Raw genomic sequence first — 20,266 nt, forward strand, 5'->3', positions numbered from 1 at the left:
CAGCGCGAGGGAGCGGTGGCGGGGGTCCGTGCTGTCCTCCTCGGCGTGGGGCTGTCGGCGGCGAGCGTAGCGCGGCGACGGCGCGGCCGCCGGGCGGGTACCGTCGCAGCATGAGCGCTGCAGCCGAGACCAGGTCGATCCAACTCCGACGCTACGAGCTGATGGACGGGGTGATGGACGACTTCCTCGCCTGGTTCCCCGAGCGGATCGTGCCGGCGCGCGAGGCCCACGGCTTCCGGATCGAGTTCGCCTACGCCGACCGCGAGGTGAACGAGTTCGTCTGGGCGGTCAGCACGGCCGGCGACGCCGACGCGTTCGCCGAGGTCGAGCGGGCGTACCTGGCCTCGCCCGAGCGCGACGCCGCCTTCGCGGGCGAGCCGAAGCGCGTCGCGGTGCAGCACGTGCGGCTGGTCGAGCGGATCGTCTGACCCGGGCGGCGTCCGACCGGGGCGCCGTCGGGTCCGAGCACCGTCGGCGCCGGGCGCCGTCAGCTCCGGGCGCGCCGGACGGCCGCGAGGATGCCGCGGACCACGAGCGTCCCGACCGCGATCGACCCGATCGCTCCGGTCAGGCGCGCCCAGACGTGCTTCGGCCGGTCGATTCCGGCGCGGTCGGCGGGCGAGGGGAGCGAGGCGGGCGCGAGCGTGCGGCCCGCGGCTCCCGCCTCGGCCATGTGGGCGAGCCGGCGCACGGCCTCGCGGTTGCGGATCCAGAGGAACGAGTGCATCAGCGGCTTCGGGACGAGCGTGCCCGGGCCCTTCACGGGCGCCTCGTGCATCCGCACCTTCGCGCCGCGGGCGTGCGGCTCGACCTCGACGCGCACCCGGGCCTCGCCGAGCGGCCAGCCGGCGGCCTGGATGACCGTCCGGCGCGGCGGGTCCCACTCGAGAACCGTGGTGCGGTCGTCGATCACGAGCGGCCACAGGCCGAAGGAGTGGTGCAGCTGCGAGCCCACGTGCGGGAAGTCGGCGTCGACCTTCCGCATCCGCGACGCGCCGACGACCCAGCTCGGGAACAGCCAGCCGGAGGCGAGCACCGCGAAGACGGACTCGGGCGGGCAGTGGACGACGCGGGTGGTGCGGGACATCGCGGACTCCTTCGAGTGGTGGTGGGGCGCGTGGGGGCGCCGTCCCTCAGCCTGGCAGGCCGGGGGCGGCGACGGGCGCAGCGCAACGGCGGCGGCTCAGGCCGGGCGCGCCTCCGGCGACAGGTCGGGCGACTCGCGCACCCCGAACTCGTGCCGCAGCGCGCTGCGGGCGGCGTGCCAGCCGGCCATGCCGTGCACGCCCGGCCCGGGCGGGGTGGACGAGGAGCAGAGGTAGAGCCCCTTCGCGGGCGTCCGCCACGGGTCGGTCGTGGGGACCGGGCGCGAGAGCAGCTGCGCGACGCTCGCGGCGCCGGCGGCGATGTCGCCGCCCAGATAGTTCGGGTTGTAGGCCTGCATGTCGCGGGCGGTCATCGAGGAGGCGCCGATCACGCGGTCGCGGAACCCGGGGGCGAAGCGCTCGATCTGGGCGGTGATCGCCTCCTGCTGGTCGGCGGGCGAGTACCGGGGGACGTGCGTGTACGCCCAGAGGACGTGCTTGCCCTCGGGCGCCCGGGTCGGATCGACGATCGAGGGCTGCGCCACCAGCACGTAGGGGCTGCGGCTGTGCCGGCCCCGCTTCACGTCGCGCTCGGCAGCCGCGATCTCGGCGCGGCTCCCGCCGACGTGCAGCGTGCCCGCGCCGGCGAGCTCCGGGTTCGTCCACGGCACCGGCCCGTCGAGGGCGAAGTCGACCTTGGCCACGCCGTTGCCGTAGCGGAAGCGCTGGAGGGCCGCGGCGTACGCCGGGGGCAGCCGGTCCCCCGCCATCGCGAGCAGCGCCGTCGGCGTGCCGTCGACGAGCACGGCGCGGGCCGGGGGCAGCTCGGAGAGCGAGGTCACCTCGACGCCGGTCTCGATGGTGCCGCCGTGCGCCCGGAGGTCGTCGGCGAGCGCGTCGACGATCGACTGGCTGCCTCCGATCGGCACCGGCCAGCCGCGCGCGTGAGCGTAGGCGCCGAGCGCCAGGGCGGCCGCGGCCGTCGACGGGCTCGGCATCGGGCGGATCGAGTGCGCGGCGACCCCGGAGAACATCGCCGGGGCGACGTCCTCGCGGAAGCGCAGGTTCCACACCGGGGTGCCCTGCTCGAGCACCCGCAGCCCGAAGCGGATCAGCACGCTCGGGTCCGTCGGGATCCGCAGAAGCGCGTCGTTGGTGAAGCCCGCGACGCGGTCGGCCCGCTCGGAGAGAGGTCCCATCAGGGCGCGCCACGCCGCTCCGTCGCGCCCCAGCGCCTCGGCCGTGCGGTCGAGGTCGCGGTAGGCGATGCCCGCGCGGCCGCCGTCGAGCGGATGCGCGTACGAGATCTCGGGGACGACCAGCTCGATGCGCCGGTCGAGCCCGAAGGCGCGGAAGAAGCCGGACGCGAGCGCCATCGGGTGCACCGCCGAGCAGACGTCGTGGTGGAACCCGGGCAGCGTCAGCTCCGCCGTGCGCGCGCCGCCGCCGATCGTCTCGTTGCGCTCGAGCACGGTGACCGAGAGCCCGGCCCGCGCGAGCGTGACCGCGGCGGCGAGGCCGTTGGGCCCCGCCCCGATGACGACGGCGTCGACCACGGTCACTTCCTCCGCAGGGCCGAGACGACGCCCGCGGCGCCGGCGGCGAGGGCCGCGGCGGCCCCCGCGTAGCTCAGGGCGCGGTGGCGGATCATCCAGATCTGGGGCGTCATGGTGTGCGCGCGGTCGCTGAAGAGGCCGCGGGCGCCGTGATCGCCGGGGACCGGCTCGTAGACGTTGTTCGGCAGCATCGGCTCCGTCTTGTCGGGGGCCTGCTGACCGTCGAAGGCGCTGCGGGCGAGGTACCAGTCCATGAAGCGCCCGGCGAAGCGGTCGCCGAGGATGGTGCCCGCGGTCGGCTCGCCGACCCAGGTGCGGCGGCGCGGCTTGTCGGCCACGTCGGCGATCGCGATCGCGCCCACCTCGGGCTCGTAGATCGGCGGCACGGGCTGCGGGTGGTGCGGCAGCTGCGACTTCACCCAGTTGAACTGGATGGTGTTGAGCGCCGGCATGTCGACCTCGGACAGGCGCACGCGGCTCTTCGCGTGCAGCAGCTCCGCGGTGACGGCCTCGGTGAAGCCTCGGGCGCCGAACTTGGAGGCGCAGTACGCGGCCTGCAGCGGGATGCCCCGGTGCGCGAGGGCGGAGCCGACCTGGATGACGTGCCCGCGGTCGCGCGGGGTCATCCGGGAGAGGGCTGCGCGGGTGCCGTTGACGAAGCCGAAGAAGTTGACGCCCACGGCGCGCTCGAAGTCGGCGGGCTCGGTCGAGAGGAACTCGCCGAAGACGCCGACCATCGCGTCGTTGACCCACAGCTCGATCGGGCCGAGCTCGGCCTCGACCCGGTCGGCCGCCGACTCGACGGCCTCGCGGTCGGCCACGTCGGTCGGGATGCCCAGCCCGCGCCGGCCCTTCTGCTCGATCTCGGCCACCGTGGCCGCCAGTCCGTCCTCGCCGCGCGCCAGCACGGCGACGTCCCAGCCGCGGGAGGCGAGCTCGCGGACCGTGGCGCGTCCGAGCCCGGCCGTGCCGCCCGTGACGACGGCGACTCCGCGGCTCATGCGCGGGCCTCGCGGGAGGAGGTCTCGAGGCGGGGGTGCTGCGTCATGGTGCGGGCTCCTTCGTGAGGGCGCGGTGTGCGTCGGGAGTCCCACGCTAGGCGGGAGCGGCGGCGCGGCGCGCGGGGTTGCGCCCGATCGGTGGAGAGCTCGGTGGATCCGCGCTCGGGGAGGAGAATCGCTCCCGACAGCTCCCGGCTCTCCTCCAGAGACCGCCGCCAGACTGACGCCCGCCCGAGCACCCTCCGACCGGATCGACGCATGACCTCTCTCCTCGACCTGAGCCTCGTCTCCGGCCCCCTCGTCGTCGCCGTCTACGTGCTCGCGATCGCGGCGCTCCTCCTCCTGCTCGCCGCTCACGTCCGCGCTCCCCGCCGCGGGCGCTCCCGACGCGGCGGGATCGCCGTCGCGGTCCTCCTCCTGGGCCTGATCGGCGGTGCCGCCCTGGCCGCCCTCGTCGACGGGCCCGACGGCCCGTTCGGCGTCGACTTCACGCCGGTCACCAGGGTCGCGATCGGCCTCGGGATCGGCGGGCTGGGCGTCGCCCTGGTCGTCCTGGGGCACGCGATCGCCCGCCGCCGCGCGCGGGGGGTGCTCGCATCGCTCGCGGCCGGAGTGCTCATCGTCGCGGCGGCCGCGATGACCGTCAACATCGACTTCGGCCAGTACCCCACGGTGCGCAGCGCGCTCGGGATCAGCGCCTACTCCGACTCCTCCGTGCCGGTCGCCGCCGCGGACGGACCGCACTCGGACCTCGCGACCTGGACGGCCCCGGCCGGGATGCCCGCCGTCGGCTCGGTCTCGACGGTCGCCATCCCCGCCACCGCGTCGGGCTTCCCGGCTCGCGACGCCGTCGTCTACCTCCCGCCCGCGGCCCTCACCGCGACCCCGCCGCTGCTGCCGGTGATGATCATGCTCTCGGGGCAGCCGGGGTCGCCCTCCGATCCGCTCTCGACCGAGAAGTTCCAGCAGACCCTCGACGCTTACGCCGCCGCGCACGCCGGCCTCGCCCCGATCGTCGTGTCGCCCGACCAGCTGGGCGATCCGGACAGGAACCCGATGTGCGTCGACTCGCCGCTCGGGAAGTCCGCCACCTACCTCACCGTCGACGTCCCGAACTGGATCCGCGCGAACCTCCCGGTGCTCGGCGACGCGCAGCACTGGGCGATCGGCGGCCTCTCGCAGGGCGGGACCTGCTCGATCCAGCTCGGCGCCGGCCACCCGTCGCTCTTCGGCAACATCGTCGACGCCTCGGGCGAGCTCGCGCCGACCCTCGGCAGCGAGGCGGCGACGGTCGCGCAGGGGTTCGGCGGCGACCAGGCCGCCTACGAGGCCGCGAAGCCGGTGAACGTCCTCGCGGCGAACGCCCCCTACACCGGCACCGTCGCGATCTTCGGAGTCGGCGCCGAGGACACCTCGTTCCTCCCCGGAGCGAAGACCGTCTACGCCGCGGCCGTCGCCGCCGGCATGAGCGCCACCTACCTCGAGGTGCCGGACAGCGCCCACGACGTCACGGCGTGGTCGGCGACCTTCGACAAGGGCCTCGAGATCCTCGCCGACCGCTGGAAGCTCGTCCCCGCCTCCTGAGCGGCTCCGGGCCTCAGGCGCTCTCGACCAGCCGGACCGCCGCCTCGATCCCGCCGCTCCACGGCGCTCCGTGGCCCGGGACCACCCAGCGCGCCCCGGTGGGCAGGAGCGCCCGGAGCGACGCGAGCGCCTGCTCCGGCTCGTCGGTGAAGGGCGCGGGCTGCGGACCCGTGCGGCCGGTGAGCACGTGGCGGGTGGTCAGCCCGTCGCCGACGAAGACCGCGTCGGCCAGCGGCACGTGCACGGCGATGCTCCCCGGGGAGTGGCCCGGGAGCGCGATCACGCGCGGAGCGCCCGGCAGGTCGAGCGTCTGCCCGTCGTGCACCTCGACGACCTCGGTGAGCGGCGGGACCGTCGCGATGCCCTTCCGCAGCGCGTAGGCCGCGAAGCCGAGGAGCGGCAGGACGCGCAGCCGCGGTGTCGCGGTCCTCGGCTTCGCCCCGCCCTTCGCCCGCTCGGCGTCGGCGGCGTGCACGTGGACCGGCACGCCGTGGTCGCGGCGCAGGCGCTCCGCGAAGCCCACGTGGTCGGAGTCGCCGTGGGTCAGCACGACGCCGCGCACGTCGTCGAGGGTGCGGCCCATCGCGCGCAGCTCGGCCAGGAGCTCCGGCCAGAGACCGGGCAGGCCGGCGTCGATGAGCGTGACGCCCTCGTCGGTGTGGACGAGGTGGACGGCGACGATGTCGGTGCCGATGCGGCGCAGGTGGGGTCCGAGTTCCATGATGGCTACGCTAGTTAGCCATGATGGCTACTGTCAATAGCTATACTCGGCCCATGCCCACTCCCGACCGCACCTCCCTCGAGGCGATCGTGCGCGCCGCCGGCGAGCTCCTCGAGCGCGACGGGCTCGCCGGGGTCACGATGCAGGCCGTCGCGCAGAGCGTCGGAGTCCGCGCCCCCTCCCTCTACAAGCGCGTCGAGGGACGCGAGACGCTGATCCGCCTCGTCGCTGCGGACGCCCTGACCGTGCTCGCCGACCGCCTCGCCGACGCCCCGGACGCCGCCGCGCTCGCCGACCGCCTCCGCGCCTTCGGCCACGAGCGGCCGGCCGCGTTCCTCCTCGTGATGGCCCCCGCTCCCGGCACGCCCGTCACCGCCCAGGAGTACCGCGACGCGGCGAGCGCCCGCCTGCTGGACCTCACCGCGCAGCTGGCGGGCGAGGAGGACGCCCTCGAGGCGGCGCGCACGCTGACCGCCTGGGCGACGGGGTTCATCGGGATGGAGATCACCGGCGCCTTCACCCTCGGCGGCGACGTGGAGAGCGCCTGGCGCTTCGGGCTGGCGCGGATCGTCTCCGCGCTCGCTCCGGCCGCGTCGCGCTGAGCGCCACCGCTCAGGCCCGGCGGAGCGCCGCCTCGTCCTCGAGGAACCGCGGACGGCACGCGACGATCCCGCTGACCAGCAGCACCGCCACTCCGGCGAACAGCAGCGCGTACGCGCCGCTCCAGTCCCCCTGCGCCTCGTAGAGCACGCCGATCAGCAGCGGACCGAGGCAGGCGAGCCCGTAGCCGAGCCCCTGCGTGGCGCCGGAGAGGGTCGAGGAGCCGGTGGTCGTCCGCGTCCGCGCGTTCACGAGCGTCAGCGTCATCGGGAACGTGCTGACGCCGAGCCCGAGGCAGACCACCCACGCCACGGCTCCCTCCAGCGGAGCGACGACGAGGCCGGCGTAGCCGACCGCGAGCAGCGCGCAGCACACCACCACGACCACGACCGGGTTGCGCATCCCCAGCGTCAGCGGCGGCACCACGAAGGCGGCGGCGAGGCCGAACACCGAGAACAGCGCCAGCAGCGCCCCGCCCTGCGCCGGATCCGCGCCCGCGTCGACGAGGATCGTCGGCAGCCAGGTGATGATCCCGTAGGTGTGCAGACCGGTCATCCCGAGCATCAGCACCATCGCCCAGAGCAGCGGCGTGCGCCACGCCCCGTCCACGCGGCCGCCGGCGGCGGCGGGGGCCGCCCCGCCTCCTCCGCGGGCCGCGAGCGCCGCCCAGAGCAGGCAGGCCGCGGCCGTCATCACGGCCCAGATCCCGATCGCCCAGCGCCACCCCGCCGTTGAGGCCAGCGGCACCGCGACCAGCGGAGCGACGAACTGGCCCACCTGCAGCAGCGCCAGGTAGAGCGAGCTGACCGTCTTGATCCGCTCGGCGAAGTACCGCTTCACGATCGGCACGATGAGCACGTTCGTGGTGCCCACGCCCGCGAAGGCGACGACGGTCGAGAGCACCAGCGCGACCGGGCTCGGGCTGAGCGCGCGGAGGGCGATGCCCAGCGTGGTCACCAGCGTCGCGATCGCGAGCGTGCGCTCCAGGCCGATCCGGCGCGAGACGGCCGCGGCGACGAAGCCGAAGACGGCGAAGGAGGCGGTGACGATCGTCCCCAGCGCCCCGTAGAGCGAGGGCCCGAAGCCGAGATCGGCGCCGATCGTGTCGAGCAGCGGGCTGAAGCCGGTGACGGCGGTGCGGAGGTTCAGCGCGGTGATCGCGATGGCGGCGAGTGCCAGGAGGGCGGTGGCGCGGAGCGTCGGTGCTGCGGTCATGGAGTCCCCGAGAGATAGGATGATGGGATGAATCCTGGCGAGTCTAGCCCCGCGGCGCCGTTCCAGCGCGAGAGCGTGATCGACCACGTCACGGCGCTGTTCCACGAGGAGATCCGCTCCGGCCGCTGGGCCGTCGGCGAGCGGATCCCGGTGGAGGCCGAGCTCGCCCGCTGGACCGGCGCCGGACGCAACTCCGTCCGCGAGGCCGTCCAGGCCCTCGTGCAGGCGGGCCTCGTGCGGCGGGAGCAGGGGCGCGGCACGTTCGTCACCGCGCGCTCGCAGCTCGCCGAGTCGCTGCGACGCCGCATCCCGAGCGCCGCCCGCCGGGAGGGCCTCGAGCTGCGGTTCGCGATCGACGGGGCGACGGCCGCGCTGGCGGCCGAGCGCCGCACCGGGGAGGACGTCGCCGCCCTCCGCGCCCTGCTGGCCCGCCGGGCCCGCTCGTGGGAGGCGCCGGAGCTCGCCGAGCGGATCGCCGCGGACACCGCGCTGCACCGGGCCGTCGTCGTCGCGACCCACAACGACCTGTTCGTCGAGCTCTACGACGGCCTCACCGGCATGTTCGAGTCGGTGCTGGAGGAGGACGTCGTCGGCGAGGAGGACGTGCACGCCCGGCAGCACGCCGAGCTGGTCGAGGCGATCGCCGCGGGCGACGCCGAGGGGGCACGGCGCCGGATCGAGGAGCTGCTCGCGCCGCTGCTGGCCGAGGCGCAGCACGGCGTCTGAAGGGAATCCTCCGCGGCCGGCGGCGGACGGCACGCGCTCGCGGCCGGTTCCGAGCCGCCCGCCGAGTGGGATCAGCCCCGCGGACGCCGGGTCGACCAGAGCGCCCACGCCACCAGCAGCGGCTGGAACGCGAGGCGCACGGCGCGCTTGCGGTCGGTGTCGAGGCCGAAGGCGCTCGTCCGCGTCACCCACTGCGAGACGTTGCCCGGGAAGATCGCGGTGAAGAAGGCGGCGGCCGCGGCTCCGACCAGCGGCGCCCGTCGGCGCGCGAGCACCAGCGAGGCGCCGAGCCCGATCTCGACCACGCCCGAGGCGAGCACGACCGCGTCCTTGTCCAGCGGCACCCACTCGGGCACCTGCGCCTGGAACTCCTCCCGCTTGCGGGTGAGGTGGCTCACCCCCGCGAAGAGGAGGGCGGAGCCGAGGAGCACCTTGGCGCCGGTGCGGAGGAGGGAGGGGGAGGAGGATGTCATGCGCTCCATCGTTCCCGATGCGGGCCGCCGCCGCCGCCGTGGCGCGGCCAGTGCGCACGAACGTGCCGGTGTCGGAGGCGGCGCCTAGTCTGATCGCGTGACTGACCGCATCCTCGTCCTCACCACCGGTGGCACCGTCGACAAGGAGTACTCGCTCGCGGGCGAGCTCGAGATCGGCGCCCCGATGGTGCCGCGCCTGCTCGCCCCGGTGCTCACCACGCTCGAGTTCCGCGTCGAGGAGGTCCTCGCCAAGGACAGCCTCGAGCTCGACGACGCCGATCGGGCCCTCATCCGCGAGCGGGTGCTCGCCGCCGAAGAGGACCGGATCGTCCTCACCCACGGCACCGACACGATGACCGCGACGGCCGAGGCCCTCGGCGTCGTCCGCGATCGGGTGGTCGTCCTCACCGGCGCGATGCAGCCCGCACGGATGCTCGACAGCGATGCCGCGTTCAACCTCGGCACCGCGGTCGCCGCCGTGCAGCTGCTGCCGCCGGGCGTCTACCTCGCGATGAGCGGGCGGGTGCTGCCCGCCGGCTCCGTGGTGAAGGACCGGTCGATCGGGGTGTTCCTCCCGGCCTGAGCCGGACCAGGATCGACGGTCGCCCGCGGACGGGCTCCCGGCCGGACCGGCCTCAGGCCTCGGCGAGCTCCGTGGTGCAGGCCGCGCAGAGCCCGAAGACGTCCACGACGTGGTGCGCGTCCGTGAAGCCGTTCTGCGACGCGACCGAGCGCGCCCACTCCTCGACCTCGTCGGCCGCGATCTCGACCGTCAGTCCGCAGCGGCGGCAGATCAGGTGGTGGTGGTGCGTCCCCGGCGTGCAGGCGCGGTAGAGGCTCTCGCCCTCGGGCGACTGCAGTGAGTCGGCCTCGCCCTCCACGGCCAGGTCCGAGAGCGCGCGGTAGACCGTCGCGAGCCCGATCGGCGAGCCGGAGGCGTGCAGCGCACTGTGCAGGCCCTGGGCGCTGACGAAGTCCTCGCGACGCCCGAGAGCCTCGCGCACCGCCTCGCGCTGCCACGTGTTGCGCTTGACCACTGGACCACCTCCACTCCGCACGACCCGGGCCACGCTACCGCCTGCCGCCGACGGCGAGCCGGGAGCGCCGGACGCCCTTGCGGCCGATGATCCGGCAGACCGCGTAGATCGCGAACGAGATCGTCGTCACGTAGGGGCTGATCGGGATCGATCCGCCCAGCGCGAGCAGGATGCCGCCCACCAGCGCGCCGACGGCGAAGAGCACGCTCAGCAGCGGCACGATCACCGGCGAGGCGGACAGGCGCAGCGCCGCGGCCGCCGGCGTCACCAGGATCGCGAGCACGAGCAGCGAGCCGACGATCTGCACCGAGACGGCGACCGCGAGGCCGAGCAGGAGCATGAACGCGATCGAGAGCGCCCGGGTGGGGATGCCGCGCGCGGCCGCCACGTCGGCGTCGACGCTCGCGAAGGTGAGGGGGCGCCAGATCAGCGCGAGACCGACGAGGACGACCACCGAGATGCCGATCAGCCACCCGAGCTGCGGGTCGTCGACCGCGACGATCTGCCCGGTGAGCAGGCCGAACTTGTTCGCGCTGCGGCCCGGGTAGAGGGCCAGGCAGAGGATGCCGATGCCGAGTCCGAAGGGCATCAGCACCGCGATGATCGAGTTGCGGTCGCGGGCGCGCGAGCCGAGCACGCCGATCAGGACCGCCGCGATCAGCGAGCCGACGATCGATCCCTCGACGACGCCGACGCCCAGCAGCAGCCCCGCGGACGCCCCCGCGAACGAGAGCTCGCTGATGCCGTGGACCGCGAAGGCCATGTCGCGCGACATCACGAAGACGCCGATGAGCCCGCCGACCACTCCGAGGACCGCGCCGGCGATCACCGAGTTCATCAGGAGCGACAGCAGCGCTCCGTAGTCGGAGAAGTCGAAGATCTGCGACCAGACGTCCGTCACGACTGCCCCTCCTCGTGCTCGTGCACGTGCGAGTGGTCGGGGGCGCCGACCACGATGACCCGGCCCCGGGCGCGGATCACATCGACGGGTGCGTCGTAGAGCTCGCTGAGCACCTCCGAGCGCAGGACCTCGTCGGGGGTGCCGATCCGGAACCGCCCGCCGGCGAGGTAGAGCACGCGGTCCACCATGCCGAGCACCGGATTCACGTCGTGCGTGACGAAGAGGACGCCGAGGTTCCGCTCGCGGCGGTGCCGGTCGATCAGCTCGCTGACCGCTCGCTGGTGGGCGAGGTCGAGCGCGATCAGCGGCTCGTCGCAGAGCAGGAGCGCCGGGTCGCCCGCGAGCGCCTGGCCGACGCGGACGCGCTGCTGCTCGCCGCCGGACAGGCTGCCGATGGGGGCGTCGGCGAAGGCGGTGGCGCCGACGGCCTCGAGCAGCGCGTCGACGGCCGCGCGCCGGGAGCGGGAGGGCAGGGGCAGGCCGAACCGGTGGCCGTCGATCCCGAGCCCGAGCAGATCGCGGGCGCGCAGCGGAGTGCCCTCGTCGGCGAGCTTCTGCTGCGGGATGTAGCCGATGCGCCGGTTGCCGCGGTGCACGGGCTCGCCGAGCACCTGCAGCTCCCCCGCGCTCAGCTGCTGCTGGCCGAGCACCGCGCGCAGGAGGCTCGTCTTGCCGGAGCCGTTCGCGCCGAGCACCGCGACGAACTCGCCGGCGCGCACGTCGAGGTCGACGCCGCTCCACAGCTCGCGGTCGCCGAAGCGGAGGCCGGCGCCGCGCAGCCGCAGCACGGACGCCGAAGGGCCCGCCTCCGGGGAGACGGGCCTGGTCGGGGAGTCGTGGCTCACTGGGAGAGGGCTCCCTCGATCGCGTCGAGGTTGGCGGTCATCCAGCCGGTGTAGTCGTCGCCCTCGGGCAGCGTCTCGGTGACGGGGACGGCCGGGATCCCGGCGGCCTTCGCGGCGTCGAGCACCGCGTCCGTCTGCGCGCCCTCGGTCTGCTCGTTGTAGATCAGCGCGTCGACGGCCTCGCCGGAGAACAGCGCCAGCGTCTCCTGGAGCGTGGTCGCGGGGACGTCGGTGCCCTCCTCGACCGCCTCGCTGAAGGCCTCGGGAGTCGCGTCGGTCAGGCCGAGCGCATCGGTCATGTACAGCGGGACGGGCTCGGTGATCGCGATGGAGCGGCCGGAGAGCGTGCCCTTCAGCTCGCCCTCGCGGGCGATCAGGGCGTCGAGCCCCTCGTCGAGGGTGGCGAGATTGGCGGAGTAGGCGGAGGCGTTGTCGGGGTCGAGCGCGGCGAGCTCGTCGCCGATCCGCCCCGCGACCTCCTTCATCACCGAGAGGTCGTACCAGACGTGCTCGTTGAACTCCGCGTGCTCGTGCCCGCCCTCCGACTCCTCCTCCTCCGCGTGGTCGTGGACGTCCTCCAGGCCGGCGATCACGGTGGCCGTGATGACGGGGGCCTCGGTGCCGGCCGCGCTGATCATGGTGTCGAGGAAGTGGTCGTAGCCGCCGCCGTTCTCGATCACGAGGGTCGCGCCGGACACCGCGAGCTGATCGCGGGCGGTGGCCTCGTACTCGTGCGGGTCCTTGTCCGGGCTGTCGATGATGCTGGTCACCTCGACCAGGTCGCCGCCGATGCTCGAGACGAGGTCGCCGTAGACGTTCGTCGACGCGACGACCTTCACGGGTCCGCCCGCGGCGGCGGCGGAGGAGCTGTCGGAGGCGCTGCCCGCTCCGGAGCAGCCGCTCAGGGCGAGCGCGGTGCCGCCGAGGAGGGCGGTGAGGGCGAGGAGGCGGGTCTTCACGGTGAGCCGATCTGGGTCAGGGGCCGGGCGGGTGCCCCCACGCTAACGGCTATTGATAACGATTGTCAAAATCGTGCAGAGGCGCCCGCCGGTCATCCGCGGACACACGCGGACACGGGGCGACACGCGCCTCGCTCCGGACACCTCGCCCCTGGCACAGTCGCTGCACACCGCCCCCGACGAGACGAGGACACCGTGACCACCACCGCACCCACGACCGCCGGCGCCGACGCCGCGACGACGATCGGCGCCGCCGCCGAGCACTGGTCGGCCGCACCCCGGCCCGACTCCCCTGACGCCTGGCTCGTCCGCGCCGAGGAGGTCGCCGCCGTGCTCGCGACCGACGCCCTCGAGCGCGACCGCGCCGGCGCCGCCCCCTTCGCCGAGGTCGCCCTGCTCAAGGCGGCCGGCCTCGTCACGCTGCTCGGGCCCGCCGAGCACGGCGGCGGTGCCCAGGAGTGGACCACCGCCCTCCGCGTCGTCCGCACCGTCGCGCGCGGCGACGGCTCGATCGGCCAGCTGCTCGGCTACCACTACCTCTGGGCCTGGGCGGCCCGCCTCGTGGGGACCCCTGAGCAGATCATCGCGGTCGAGCAGCTCGCGACCGAGGGGGACCTCCTCTACGGAGGCGCGGTGAACCCCCGCGACTCCGACCTCACCGTGCGGGACGAGGGCGACGAGCTGGTCTTCACCGGCCGCAAGTCGTTCTCGACCGGCGGCGTGGTCAGCGACCTGACCGTGCTCGAGGGGGTGCTCGAGGGGACGGACACCCACCTCTTCGCGATCGTCCCCACCGATCAGGAGGGGATCGTCTTCGGCCGCGACTGGGACAGCCTCGGCCAGCGGCTCACCGAGTCCGGCTCCGTCGAGATCCGCGGCGTCCGCGTGCCGTGGGCGGCCGCGGCCGGCTTCGTCGACAGGGTCTACCGTCCGCTCGTCTACAACACCCTCAACGTGCCCGTCATCCAGCAGGTCTTCGCCGAGTTCTACCTCGGCATCGCGCAGGGAGCTCTCGAGCACGCGGCGCAGTACACCCGCGAGCGCACCCGGGCCTGGCCGTACGGCGGCGACGACAAGGAGCGCGCCGGCGACGAGTGGTACGTGCTCGAGGGATACGGCGACCTGCAGTCCCGGCTCTGGGCCGACGAGGCGCTGATCGACGCGACGGGGGCCGCGCTCTCGGCCGCGCTGCACGCTCCGCGCGAGGAGCTGACGCCTCGGCGCCGCGGCGAGATCGCCGTGCGGATCGCCGCGGCCAAGGCGCGGATCGTGGAGGACGGCCTCGCGACGGCGACCCGCGTCTTCGAGCTGACCGGCGCCCGCGCCTCCGCGAGCTCGGTCGGACTCGACCTCTACTGGCGGAACCTCCGCACCCACTCCCTGCACGATCCGCTGCCCTACAAGCGCCGCGAGGTCGGCGTCTTCGCCCTGCTCGACACCGTCCCCGAGCCCAGCTGGTACACCTGATCGGCCGCGGGGCGCGTCCTGCTCCGGCGACGCGCCCCGCCCGCACGCCGCCCCGGCGTCGATCCGCGACAGGCCGGAGCGGAGCCCCGGGGTAGCGTGAGGGCCGAGCGGAGGGAGGACCGTGGCCGTCACGCTGCACGACGTCGCCCGCGCCGCCGACGTCTCGATCAAGACCGTCTCGAACGTGATCAACGACTATCCGCACGTGCGCCCGGCCACCCGCTCCCGGGTGCAGGCGGCCATCGCGCAGCTGGGCTACCGCCCCAACCTCTCCGCGCGGAGCCTGCGCCGCGGCCGCACCGGCGTGATCGGCCTCGCCCTGCCGGAGCTGAGCCTCCCCTACTTCGCCGAGCTCGCCGACAGCGTGATGCGCGCCGCCGACGAGCGCGGCCTGACGGTGCTGATCGAGCAGACCGGCGGCGACCCCGAGCGCGAGCGGAGCGTCCTGGCGAGCGAGCGCCGGCAGCTCACCGACGGCCTGCTCTTCAGCCCGCTGGGCCTCGCCGACGAGGACGCGCTCGCGGTCGGCTTCCCCCTGGTGCTGCTCGGCGAGCGGATCTTCACCGGGCTGGTCGACCACGTCACCATGCAGAACACGGCGGCGGCGCACGCGGCCACCGCGCACCTGCTCGCCTCCGGCCGGCGCCGGATCGTGGTGCTCGGGACGCACCCCGACGCCGCCGTCAGCTCGGCGTCGCTCCGCCTCGAGGGCTACCGCGCCGCGCTCGCCGAGGCCGGCATCGCCTACGACGAGCGGATGATCGGCGTCTCGGGCCCGTGGCGGCGCTCCGGCGGCGCCGAGGCGATGCGCCGCGTGCTCGCCTCCGGGCTCGACTTCGACGCCGTGTTCGCGCTCAACGACACCCTCGCGCTCGGCGCGGTCCGCGCGCTCCAGGAGGCGGGGGTCCGCGTCCCCGAGGAGGTGGCGGTGATCGGCTTCGACGACATCGACGAGGCGGGCTACTCCTCCCCCAGCCTCTCCAGCGTGGACTCGGGGCGCGACGAGATCGCGCGCACTGCGGTCGAGGTGCTGCAGGCCCGGATCGAGGGCACCCGCACCGGCCCCGGGACGCTCCACGAGGCGGCGTTCACCGTGGTCGCCCGGGAGTCGACCGCGGGCCGGCCGATCGCGGAGGACCCGTCGGTCGGACGAGCGTCGGCCGGGGCCTAGGCGCAGGTCCCGCTGCCGCAGATCTCGCGGCGGATCCACGCTCCCGCGTCCGCGACGGCCAGCTCGCCGCGGCGGAGGAGCCGGCTCCACTCCACGGCCCGCGTCGTCAGCCGGTCGTCGGCCGAGCCGCGGACGTCGCCGCCGACGGTGCGGAGGAACAGGTGCGCGAGCGGGCCGCCGAGGTACAGCGTGGCGCCCGCGACGCCGGCGAAGTGGCGGGCCTGGCCGCGGGTGCCGTCGTCGTAGGGGCGGCGGAAGCCCTTCCCCCGGACCCGGTTGCGGCCGCCGTGCGCCAGGTCGAGGGCGCCGAGCGGAGCGCTGCGGATGCCGGCGACGTCCTTCGCGACGGCCGCGAGGAACTCGCGCGGGCGGGGATGCGACGCCGCGAGGGCGTCGGCGCGGTCGGCGAGCTCGGAGCAGGCGTCGGTGGCGGCATCGGAGGAGGGCACCCGCCCAGTCGAGCACAGGTGCGCTGAGCGGCGGCGGGGAGACGCGACACCCGAAGAGGTCTGCCGCAGTCGGCAGCGGCGAGCAGCGAGGCAGGAGGGGGCCGGTGCCGCTCTTGACAGCGGCCGAGCCGGGGCGGACCATCGTGTACAACGTTAGAAAGACCGCTCGCCGCCGAGCCCGCTGCGGGAGCCCGAAGCCCGAAAGGCCCTCATGACCGACGCCCCCGCCGCCACCGCGCGCATCAGCCTCGACCCCGCCGCGGTCGTCGCCCCCGTCACTCCGCGCCTCTTCGGCTCGTTCGTCGAGCACCTCGGCCGCTGCGTGTACGACGGCATCTACGAGCCCGGCCACCCCGCCTCGAACGAGGACGGGTTCCGCCTCGACGTGGTCGAGCTGGTCAAGGAGCTGGGCACCACGACGATCCGCTACCCCGGCGGCAACTTCGTCTCGGGCTACCGCTGGGAGGACGGCGTCGGCCCGCGCTCCGAGCGCCCCCGCCGCCGCGACCTGGCCTGGCACTCGCTCGAGACCAACGAGGTCGGGCTGGACGACTTCGCGAAGTGGGCGGAGCTGACCGGCAGCGAGATCATGTACGCCGTCAACCTCGGCACCCGCGGCGTCCTCGAGGCGCTCGACGTCCTCGAGTACGCCAACGGACCGGCCGGCACCGCTCTCGCCGACCAGCGCATCGCCAACGGCGGGACCGAGCCCTACGACATCCGCATGTGGTGCCTCGGGAACGAGATGGACGGCCCCTGGCAGGTCGGCCACATGAGCGCCGACGACTACGGCAAGCTCGCCTCCCGCACCGCCAAGGCCCTCAAGATCGCCGACCCCTCGCTCGAGCTGGTCGTCTGCGGCTCGTCGAGCTCGTCGATGCCGACCTTCGGCGAGTGGGAGCGCGTGGTCCTCGAGCACGCGTACGACGACGTCGAGTACGTCTCGTGCCACGCCTACTACCAGGAGTACGACGGCGACCTCGGCTCCTTCCTCGCCTCCTCCCTCGACATGGAGTACTTCATCGCCACCGTCGCGGCGACGGTGGACCACGTGAAGTTCAAGCTCAAGAAGACGAAGGACATCAAGCTCTCCTTCGACGAGTGGAACGTCTGGTACCTCGAGGAGTGGCAGGCCAAGGAGAAGGCCGACGCCGAGGGCGACCAGAGCACCCGCGAGTGGGCCTACGCCCCGCGCCTGCTCGAGGACGTCTACTCCGTCGCCGACGCCGTCGTCCTCGGCAATTTGATGATCACGCTGCTGAAGAACTCCGACCGGGTCACCTCCGCCTCCCTCGCGCAGCTCGTCAACGTGATCGCGCCGATCATGACCGAGCCGGGCGGAGCCGCGTGGCGCCAGACCACGTTCTTCCCGTTCTCGACCACCGCGCGCCTGGCCTCCGGCTCGGTGCTGCGCCCCCGGATCGACGCGGGGACCTACTCGACCGCCCGTCACGGCGACGCTCCGCTCATCGACTCCGTCGCCACCGTCGACGAGGGCCGCGCGGCCGTCTTCCTGGTGAACCGGTCGCAGACGGAGCCGATCGAGGTCACCGTCGACGTCAGCGGCCTCGGAGTGTCGAGCATCGCGGAGGCGCTGGCCCTGTTCGACGAGGACCCCTACGCGAAGAACACGCGTGACGACCAGGACCGCGTTCGCCTGCGCGAGGCCACGGCGACGCTCGAGGACGGCGTGCTGACGCTGACCCTCCCGCCCGTCTCGTGGACGGCGGTCGCGCTCACGGCGTAGCGACGTCCGACCCGCGGGACCGCGTCCGGCTTCCCGGAGCCGCGCGGACCCGCGGGCCCCGTCGGGAACCGTCCCGGCTCAGGCCGCGGGCCACTGCGGGGAGGAGGCGCTCGAGCTGGTCCGCGAGGTCGTCCGCCACCCCCACGAGATGCTCGACGCGGGACTGCGGGTCGTGCCGTGCTCCGACGATCCCGGGATGTTCCCGACCACGCTCGCCGACGAGTACCGTCTCGCCGCCGGACCGATCGGCGCGACCGCCGCTCAGCTGCGCGCGATGGCGCTCACCGGAGCGGAGGCCTCCTGGCTGCCCGCCGACGAGAAGGAGAGTCTGCGCGCGTCGTTCGCCGCGGAGCTGGACGCGCTGGACGCGGAGTTCGGGCTCGTCTGAGGCCCGGGACGCGACGGGCTCCCCGCCCTGACAGAGTGGACGGATGAGCCCCCTCCCCGATCCCCTGGCCTTCGACCTCGAGGCGCTGCGCCGGGAGGTGCTGCCGGACGACGGGGGCGAGGTCGACGACAGCATCCCCGCGCTCGCGGACGCCGACCCGGGTCTCTGCGCGATCGCGCTCGTCCTGCCCGACGGGTCCGTCCGCGCGAGCGCCGACGCGGAGGAGCGGTTCAGCATCCAGTCGGCCGTGAAGCCGTTCCTGTTCGCGCTCGCGCTCCTCGACAGCGGCGGTGACGCGCTCGACCGCGTCGGCATCGAGCCCACCGGCGAGGCCTTCGACGCCCTCAAGCTCGAGAGCGGCACCGGGCGCCCGCCGAACCCGATGGTCAACGCGGGAGCGCTGCTGACCGCCGCCCTGGTCGACGGGGGCGACGCCGACGGCCGGAGCGAGCGGATCCTCCGCGGCCTCTCCGCCTTCGCCGGCCGCCCGCTCTCCGTCGACGAGAGCGTCGCCGCCGACGAGCAACTCCTCGGCGACCGGAATCACGCCCTCGCGCACCTGATGCGCGCGGAGGGCACCCTGCACCGCAGCGCCGACGACGCCGTCTCCGCGTACGCCCGGGCGTGCGCCGTGCTGGTCGACGTCCGCGACCTGGCCGCGATGGGCGCGACGCTCGCGTTCGGCGGCGTGCACCCGGGGACCGGCGAGCGGGTCGTGCCGGCGTCGGTCGCGCGCGACGTGATCGCGGTCATGGCGACGTGCGGCGTCTACGACGGCTCGGGCCGCTGGATGCGCGCGGTCGGCGTCCCCGCCAAGTCGAGCGTCTCGGGCGCCCTCGTCCTCTCCGCTCCCGGCCGCCTCGGCGCCGCCGTCGTCAGCCCGCCGCTGGACCCCCAGGGCACCAGCGTCCGCGGCGCCCGCGTCGCCGCCCGCCTGAGCGACGCCCTCGCCCTGCACTCCTTCGCCGTCTCCCCCCGCTGACCGCTGCCGTTCGCCCGCTCTCCCCGCTCCCGCCGGCGCAGCCGCGGCCCGTGCCTCGCGCCGTCGCAGGCGCCGGCGCCCACCGCACCCTCAGCGGAGAGCACCCGCCCTCCCGCGACAGCGAAGGGCCGAGCCGCATCCGTGCACGCTCGCCCTCAGGGCCGAGCCACGTCAGCGCACGCTCGCCCGCAGGGCCGAGCTGACCGCCAAATCGCGTTCCAGCGATTCGCCGTAGCGGTACGCTCCCCGCTCCACGAAACGCCCCCACCTCGTACAGCCGACCGCGGAGCGGATGACGACGAAGGACGAATCCGCTCGATCGAGCACCGCCGAGCTCACCGCCGAATCGCGTTCCAGCGATTCGCCGTAGCGGTACGCTCCCCGCTCCACGACACGCGCCCCTCGGAAAGCCGACCGCGGAGCGGATGACGACGGGGGAGGAATCCGCTCAATCCAAGAGCAGCGCCGGTTCCTCCAGCACGCTGGCGACGTCGGCGACGAAGCGGCTGACGACGTCGCCGTCGACGACGCGGTGGTCGAAGGAGCCGCCGACCGTGGTGACGAAGCGGGGGCGGACCTCGCCGTCGACGACCCAGGGCTTCTGCTTGATCGTGCCGAGGGCGATGATCGCGACTTCGCCGGGGTTGAGGATGGGGGTGCCCGTGTCCATCCCGAAGACGCCGATGTTGGTGATGGTGATGGTGCCGTTCTGCATGTCGGCGGCGGTGGTCTTGCCGTCGCGGGCGTCGAGGGTGAGCTTCTCGAGGGCCTGGGCCAGTTCGAGGAGGCTCATCGACTGGGCGTCCTTGACGTTGGGGACGAGCAGTCCGCGCGGGGTGGCCGCGGCGATGCCGAGGTTGACGTAGTGGCGGACGACGATCTCGGTGTCTGTCCAGGCGGAGTTGACGGTGGGGTTGCGGCGGACGGCCCAGATGATGGCCTTGGCCATGATGAGCAGCGGCGAGACCTTGACGCCGGCGAAGTCGGGCGAGTTCTTGAGGCGCTTGACGAACTCCATGGTGCGGGTCGCGTCGACGTCGACGAAGACGCTGACGTGGGGCGCGGTGAACGCGCTCGTCGACATCGCGGCGGCGATCGCCTTGCGGACGCCGCGCACGGGGATCCGCTCCTCGCGGTCGTCGCCCCAGGCGGGGGTCTGGATGTTGCGGAAGACGCTGGCCTGGGAGGCGTGGCGGATGACGTCGTCGCGGGTGACCTCGCCGGCGAGGCCGGTGGCCTGCACCTCGAGGAGGTCGACGTCGAGGTCCTTCGCGAGCTTGCGGATCGGCGGCTTCGCGATGACGGGGAGCGCGGCGGCGGCCGGCACGGAGGCGGGCCGGGCCGCGCTCCCCGTCATCG

Annotated in this window: 22 protein-coding genes; 10 read left to right on the top strand and 12 right to left on the bottom strand. The window is 74.2% G+C overall.

Annotated elements, in window-relative coordinates; translation table 11 throughout:
• Positions 1-110 precede the first annotated feature (110 nt).
• A complete protein-coding gene (locus C5C39_RS12980) occupies positions 111-428 on the top strand; it encodes an NIPSNAP family protein (RefSeq protein ID WP_104353556.1) in 318 nt (105 codons plus the stop codon).
• Positions 429-487: 59 nt separating this feature from the next.
• Here the strand turns inward: C5C39_RS12980 and C5C39_RS12985 are convergent, their stop codons facing one another.
• The 3 genes from C5C39_RS12985 to C5C39_RS12995 all read right to left on the bottom strand — a co-directional run bounded on the left by C5C39_RS12985 (position 488) and on the right by C5C39_RS12995 (position 3,642).
• Entirely contained in the window at positions 488-1,087 is a 600-nt protein-coding gene (locus tag C5C39_RS12985) for an SRPBCC domain-containing protein (RefSeq protein WP_104353557.1), read from the bottom strand.
• Between the two features lie 96 nt (positions 1,088-1,183).
• The gene (locus C5C39_RS12990) at positions 1,184-2,641 is read right to left on the bottom strand and encodes a phytoene desaturase family protein (protein ID WP_374953700.1); all 1,458 of its coding nucleotides are present in this window, start codon (positions 2,639-2,641) and stop codon (positions 1,184-1,186) included.
• Positions 2,642-2,643: 2 nt separating this feature from the next.
• Positions 2,644-3,642 (bottom strand): SDR family oxidoreductase, encoded by a 999-nt coding sequence (locus C5C39_RS12995; RefSeq protein WP_104233564.1) that lies wholly within the window; start codon positions 3,640-3,642, stop codon positions 2,644-2,646.
• Positions 3,643-3,900: 258 nt separating this feature from the next.
• On the opposite strand from C5C39_RS12995, the gene C5C39_RS13000 reads away from it, so the two are divergent.
• Complete coding sequence (locus C5C39_RS13000) at positions 3,901-5,226, top strand: esterase family protein (protein ID WP_104353558.1); 1,326 nt, start codon at positions 3,901-3,903, stop codon at positions 5,224-5,226.
• Between the two features lie 13 nt (positions 5,227-5,239).
• Here the strand turns inward: C5C39_RS13000 and C5C39_RS13005 are convergent, their stop codons facing one another.
• Positions 5,240-5,947: an MBL fold metallo-hydrolase gene (locus tag C5C39_RS13005; protein ID WP_104251043.1), complete on the bottom strand. Its 708-nt coding sequence runs from the start codon at positions 5,945-5,947 to the stop codon at positions 5,240-5,242.
• A gap of 53 nt (positions 5,948-6,000) precedes the next feature.
• On the opposite strand from C5C39_RS13005, the gene C5C39_RS13010 reads away from it, so the two are divergent.
• Positions 6,001-6,549 carry a TetR/AcrR family transcriptional regulator gene (locus C5C39_RS13010; protein ID WP_104353559.1) on the top strand — a complete coding sequence of 183 codons (549 nt, stop codon included), beginning with the start codon at positions 6,001-6,003 and terminating at the stop codon, positions 6,547-6,549.
• A gap of 10 nt (positions 6,550-6,559) precedes the next feature.
• Here C5C39_RS13010 and C5C39_RS13015 read toward each other — a convergent pair whose 3' ends face one another.
• On the bottom strand, positions 6,560-7,762 hold the full coding sequence (locus C5C39_RS13015) for an MFS transporter (RefSeq protein ID WP_104256448.1): 1,203 nt from the start codon (positions 7,760-7,762) through the stop codon (positions 6,560-6,562).
• Positions 7,763-7,789: 27 nt separating this feature from the next.
• Between C5C39_RS13015 and C5C39_RS13020 the strand changes: the two genes are divergently transcribed.
• Positions 7,790-8,488, top strand: a complete 699-nt coding sequence (locus C5C39_RS13020; protein ID WP_104353560.1) for a FadR/GntR family transcriptional regulator — start codon at positions 7,790-7,792, stop codon at positions 8,486-8,488.
• Positions 8,489-8,559: 71 nt separating this feature from the next.
• Here the strand turns inward: C5C39_RS13020 and C5C39_RS13025 are convergent, their stop codons facing one another.
• Complete coding sequence (locus C5C39_RS13025) at positions 8,560-8,970, bottom strand: hypothetical protein (protein WP_181027249.1); 411 nt, start codon at positions 8,968-8,970, stop codon at positions 8,560-8,562.
• 88 nt (positions 8,971-9,058) lie between these two features.
• Between C5C39_RS13025 and C5C39_RS13030 the strand changes: the two genes are divergently transcribed.
• Positions 9,059-9,544 (top strand): asparaginase domain-containing protein, encoded by a 486-nt coding sequence (locus tag C5C39_RS13030; protein ID WP_104224541.1) that lies wholly within the window; start codon positions 9,059-9,061, stop codon positions 9,542-9,544.
• A gap of 52 nt (positions 9,545-9,596) precedes the next feature.
• Here the strand turns inward: C5C39_RS13030 and C5C39_RS13035 are convergent, their stop codons facing one another.
• The 4 genes from C5C39_RS13035 to C5C39_RS13050 are packed head-to-tail and all read right to left on the bottom strand — an operon-like array spanning position 9,597 to position 12,703.
• On the bottom strand, positions 9,597-9,998 hold the full coding sequence (locus C5C39_RS13035) for a Fur family transcriptional regulator (RefSeq protein ID WP_104296046.1): 402 nt from the start codon (positions 9,996-9,998) through the stop codon (positions 9,597-9,599).
• Between the two features lie 34 nt (positions 9,999-10,032).
• Positions 10,033-10,836 (bottom strand): metal ABC transporter permease, encoded by an 804-nt coding sequence (locus C5C39_RS13040; protein WP_104353567.1) that lies wholly within the window; start codon positions 10,834-10,836, stop codon positions 10,033-10,035.
• Between the two features lie 59 nt (positions 10,837-10,895).
• Positions 10,896-11,744: a metal ABC transporter ATP-binding protein gene (locus tag C5C39_RS13045; protein ID WP_104227225.1), complete on the bottom strand. Its 849-nt coding sequence runs from the start codon at positions 11,742-11,744 to the stop codon at positions 10,896-10,898.
• Positions 11,741-12,703, bottom strand: coding sequence for a metal ABC transporter solute-binding protein, Zn/Mn family (locus C5C39_RS13050; RefSeq protein ID WP_104227226.1), 963 nt, complete (start codon positions 12,701-12,703; stop codon positions 11,741-11,743). The genes C5C39_RS13045 and C5C39_RS13050 overlap by 4 nt, the downstream gene beginning before the upstream one ends.
• Before the next feature lie 195 nt (positions 12,704-12,898).
• Between C5C39_RS13050 and C5C39_RS13055 the strand changes: the two genes are divergently transcribed.
• Both C5C39_RS13055 and C5C39_RS13060 read left to right on the top strand, forming a co-directional pair.
• Positions 12,899-14,170: an acyl-CoA dehydrogenase family protein gene (locus C5C39_RS13055; protein ID WP_258075837.1), complete on the top strand. Its 1,272-nt coding sequence runs from the start codon at positions 12,899-12,901 to the stop codon at positions 14,168-14,170.
• 121 nt (positions 14,171-14,291) lie between these two features.
• The gene (locus C5C39_RS13060; protein WP_104353561.1) at positions 14,292-15,341 is read left to right on the top strand and encodes a LacI family DNA-binding transcriptional regulator; all 1,050 of its coding nucleotides are present in this window, start codon (positions 14,292-14,294) and stop codon (positions 15,339-15,341) included.
• Here the strand turns inward: C5C39_RS13060 and C5C39_RS13065 are convergent.
• Positions 15,338-15,790 carry a hypothetical protein gene (locus C5C39_RS13065; protein ID WP_104353562.1) on the bottom strand — a complete coding sequence of 151 codons (453 nt, stop codon included), beginning with the start codon at positions 15,788-15,790 and terminating at the stop codon, positions 15,338-15,340. The two genes, C5C39_RS13060 and C5C39_RS13065, sit on opposite strands and share 4 nt — an antisense overlap.
• Positions 15,791-16,001: 211 nt before the next feature.
• Here C5C39_RS13065 and C5C39_RS13070 point away from each other — a divergent pair, with 211 nt between their 5' ends.
• From C5C39_RS13070 to glsA, 3 genes are all read left to right on the top strand, one after another.
• Positions 16,002-17,537 (top strand): alpha-N-arabinofuranosidase, encoded by a 1,536-nt coding sequence (locus C5C39_RS13070; protein WP_104353563.1) that lies wholly within the window; start codon positions 16,002-16,004, stop codon positions 17,535-17,537.
• Between the two features lie 115 nt (positions 17,538-17,652).
• Positions 17,653-17,925, top strand: coding sequence for a hypothetical protein (locus tag C5C39_RS13075; protein ID WP_258075838.1), 273 nt, complete (start codon positions 17,653-17,655; stop codon positions 17,923-17,925).
• Positions 17,926-17,968: 43 nt separating this feature from the next.
• Complete coding sequence (glsA, locus tag C5C39_RS13080; RefSeq protein ID WP_104353565.1) at positions 17,969-18,907, top strand: glutaminase A; 939 nt, start codon at positions 17,969-17,971, stop codon at positions 18,905-18,907.
• Between the two features lie 448 nt (positions 18,908-19,355).
• Here glsA and C5C39_RS13090 read toward each other — a convergent pair.
• On the bottom strand, positions 19,356-20,266 hold a 911-nt coding region (locus C5C39_RS13090), incomplete at its 5' end, for a dihydrolipoamide acetyltransferase family protein (RefSeq protein WP_146083943.1).

This window comes from Rathayibacter sp. AY1F3, from assembly GCF_002931975.1.
Lineage (GTDB): Bacteria > Actinomycetota > Actinomycetes > Actinomycetales > Microbacteriaceae > Rathayibacter.

Bases quoted from the DNA above. Each gene is read 5' to 3' on its own strand.
- C5C39_RS13070 (WP_104353563.1), top strand. From the start codon at position 16,002: ATGACCGACGCCCCCGCCGCCACCGCGCGCATCAGCCTCGACCCCGCC.
- C5C39_RS12985 (WP_104353557.1), bottom strand. From the start codon at position 1,087: ATGTCCCGCACCACCCGCGTCGTCCACTGCCCGCCCGAGTCCGTCTTC.
- C5C39_RS12995 (WP_104233564.1), bottom strand. From the start codon at position 3,642: ATGAGCCGCGGAGTCGCCGTCGTCACGGGCGGCACGGCCGGGCTCGGA.
- C5C39_RS13005 (WP_104251043.1), bottom strand. From the start codon at position 5,947: ATGGAACTCGGACCCCACCTGCGCCGCATCGGCACCGACATCGTCGCC.
- C5C39_RS13020 (WP_104353560.1), top strand. From the start codon at position 7,790: ATGAATCCTGGCGAGTCTAGCCCCGCGGCGCCGTTCCAGCGCGAGAGC.
- C5C39_RS13015 (WP_104256448.1), bottom strand. From the start codon at position 7,762: ATGACCGCAGCACCGACGCTCCGCGCCACCGCCCTCCTGGCACTCGCC.
- glsA (WP_104353565.1), top strand. From the start codon at position 17,969: ATGAGCCCCCTCCCCGATCCCCTGGCCTTCGACCTCGAGGCGCTGCGC.
- C5C39_RS13010 (WP_104353559.1), top strand. From the start codon at position 6,001: ATGCCCACTCCCGACCGCACCTCCCTCGAGGCGATCGTGCGCGCCGCC.
- C5C39_RS12980 (WP_104353556.1), top strand. From the start codon at position 111: ATGAGCGCTGCAGCCGAGACCAGGTCGATCCAACTCCGACGCTACGAG.
- C5C39_RS13000 (WP_104353558.1), top strand. From the start codon at position 3,901: ATGACCTCTCTCCTCGACCTGAGCCTCGTCTCCGGCCCCCTCGTCGTC.
- C5C39_RS13040 (WP_104353567.1), bottom strand. From the start codon at position 10,836: ATGAACTCGGTGATCGCCGGCGCGGTCCTCGGAGTGGTCGGCGGGCTC.
- C5C39_RS13025 (WP_181027249.1), bottom strand. From the start codon at position 8,970: ATGGAGCGCATGACATCCTCCTCCCCCTCCCTCCTCCGCACCGGCGCC.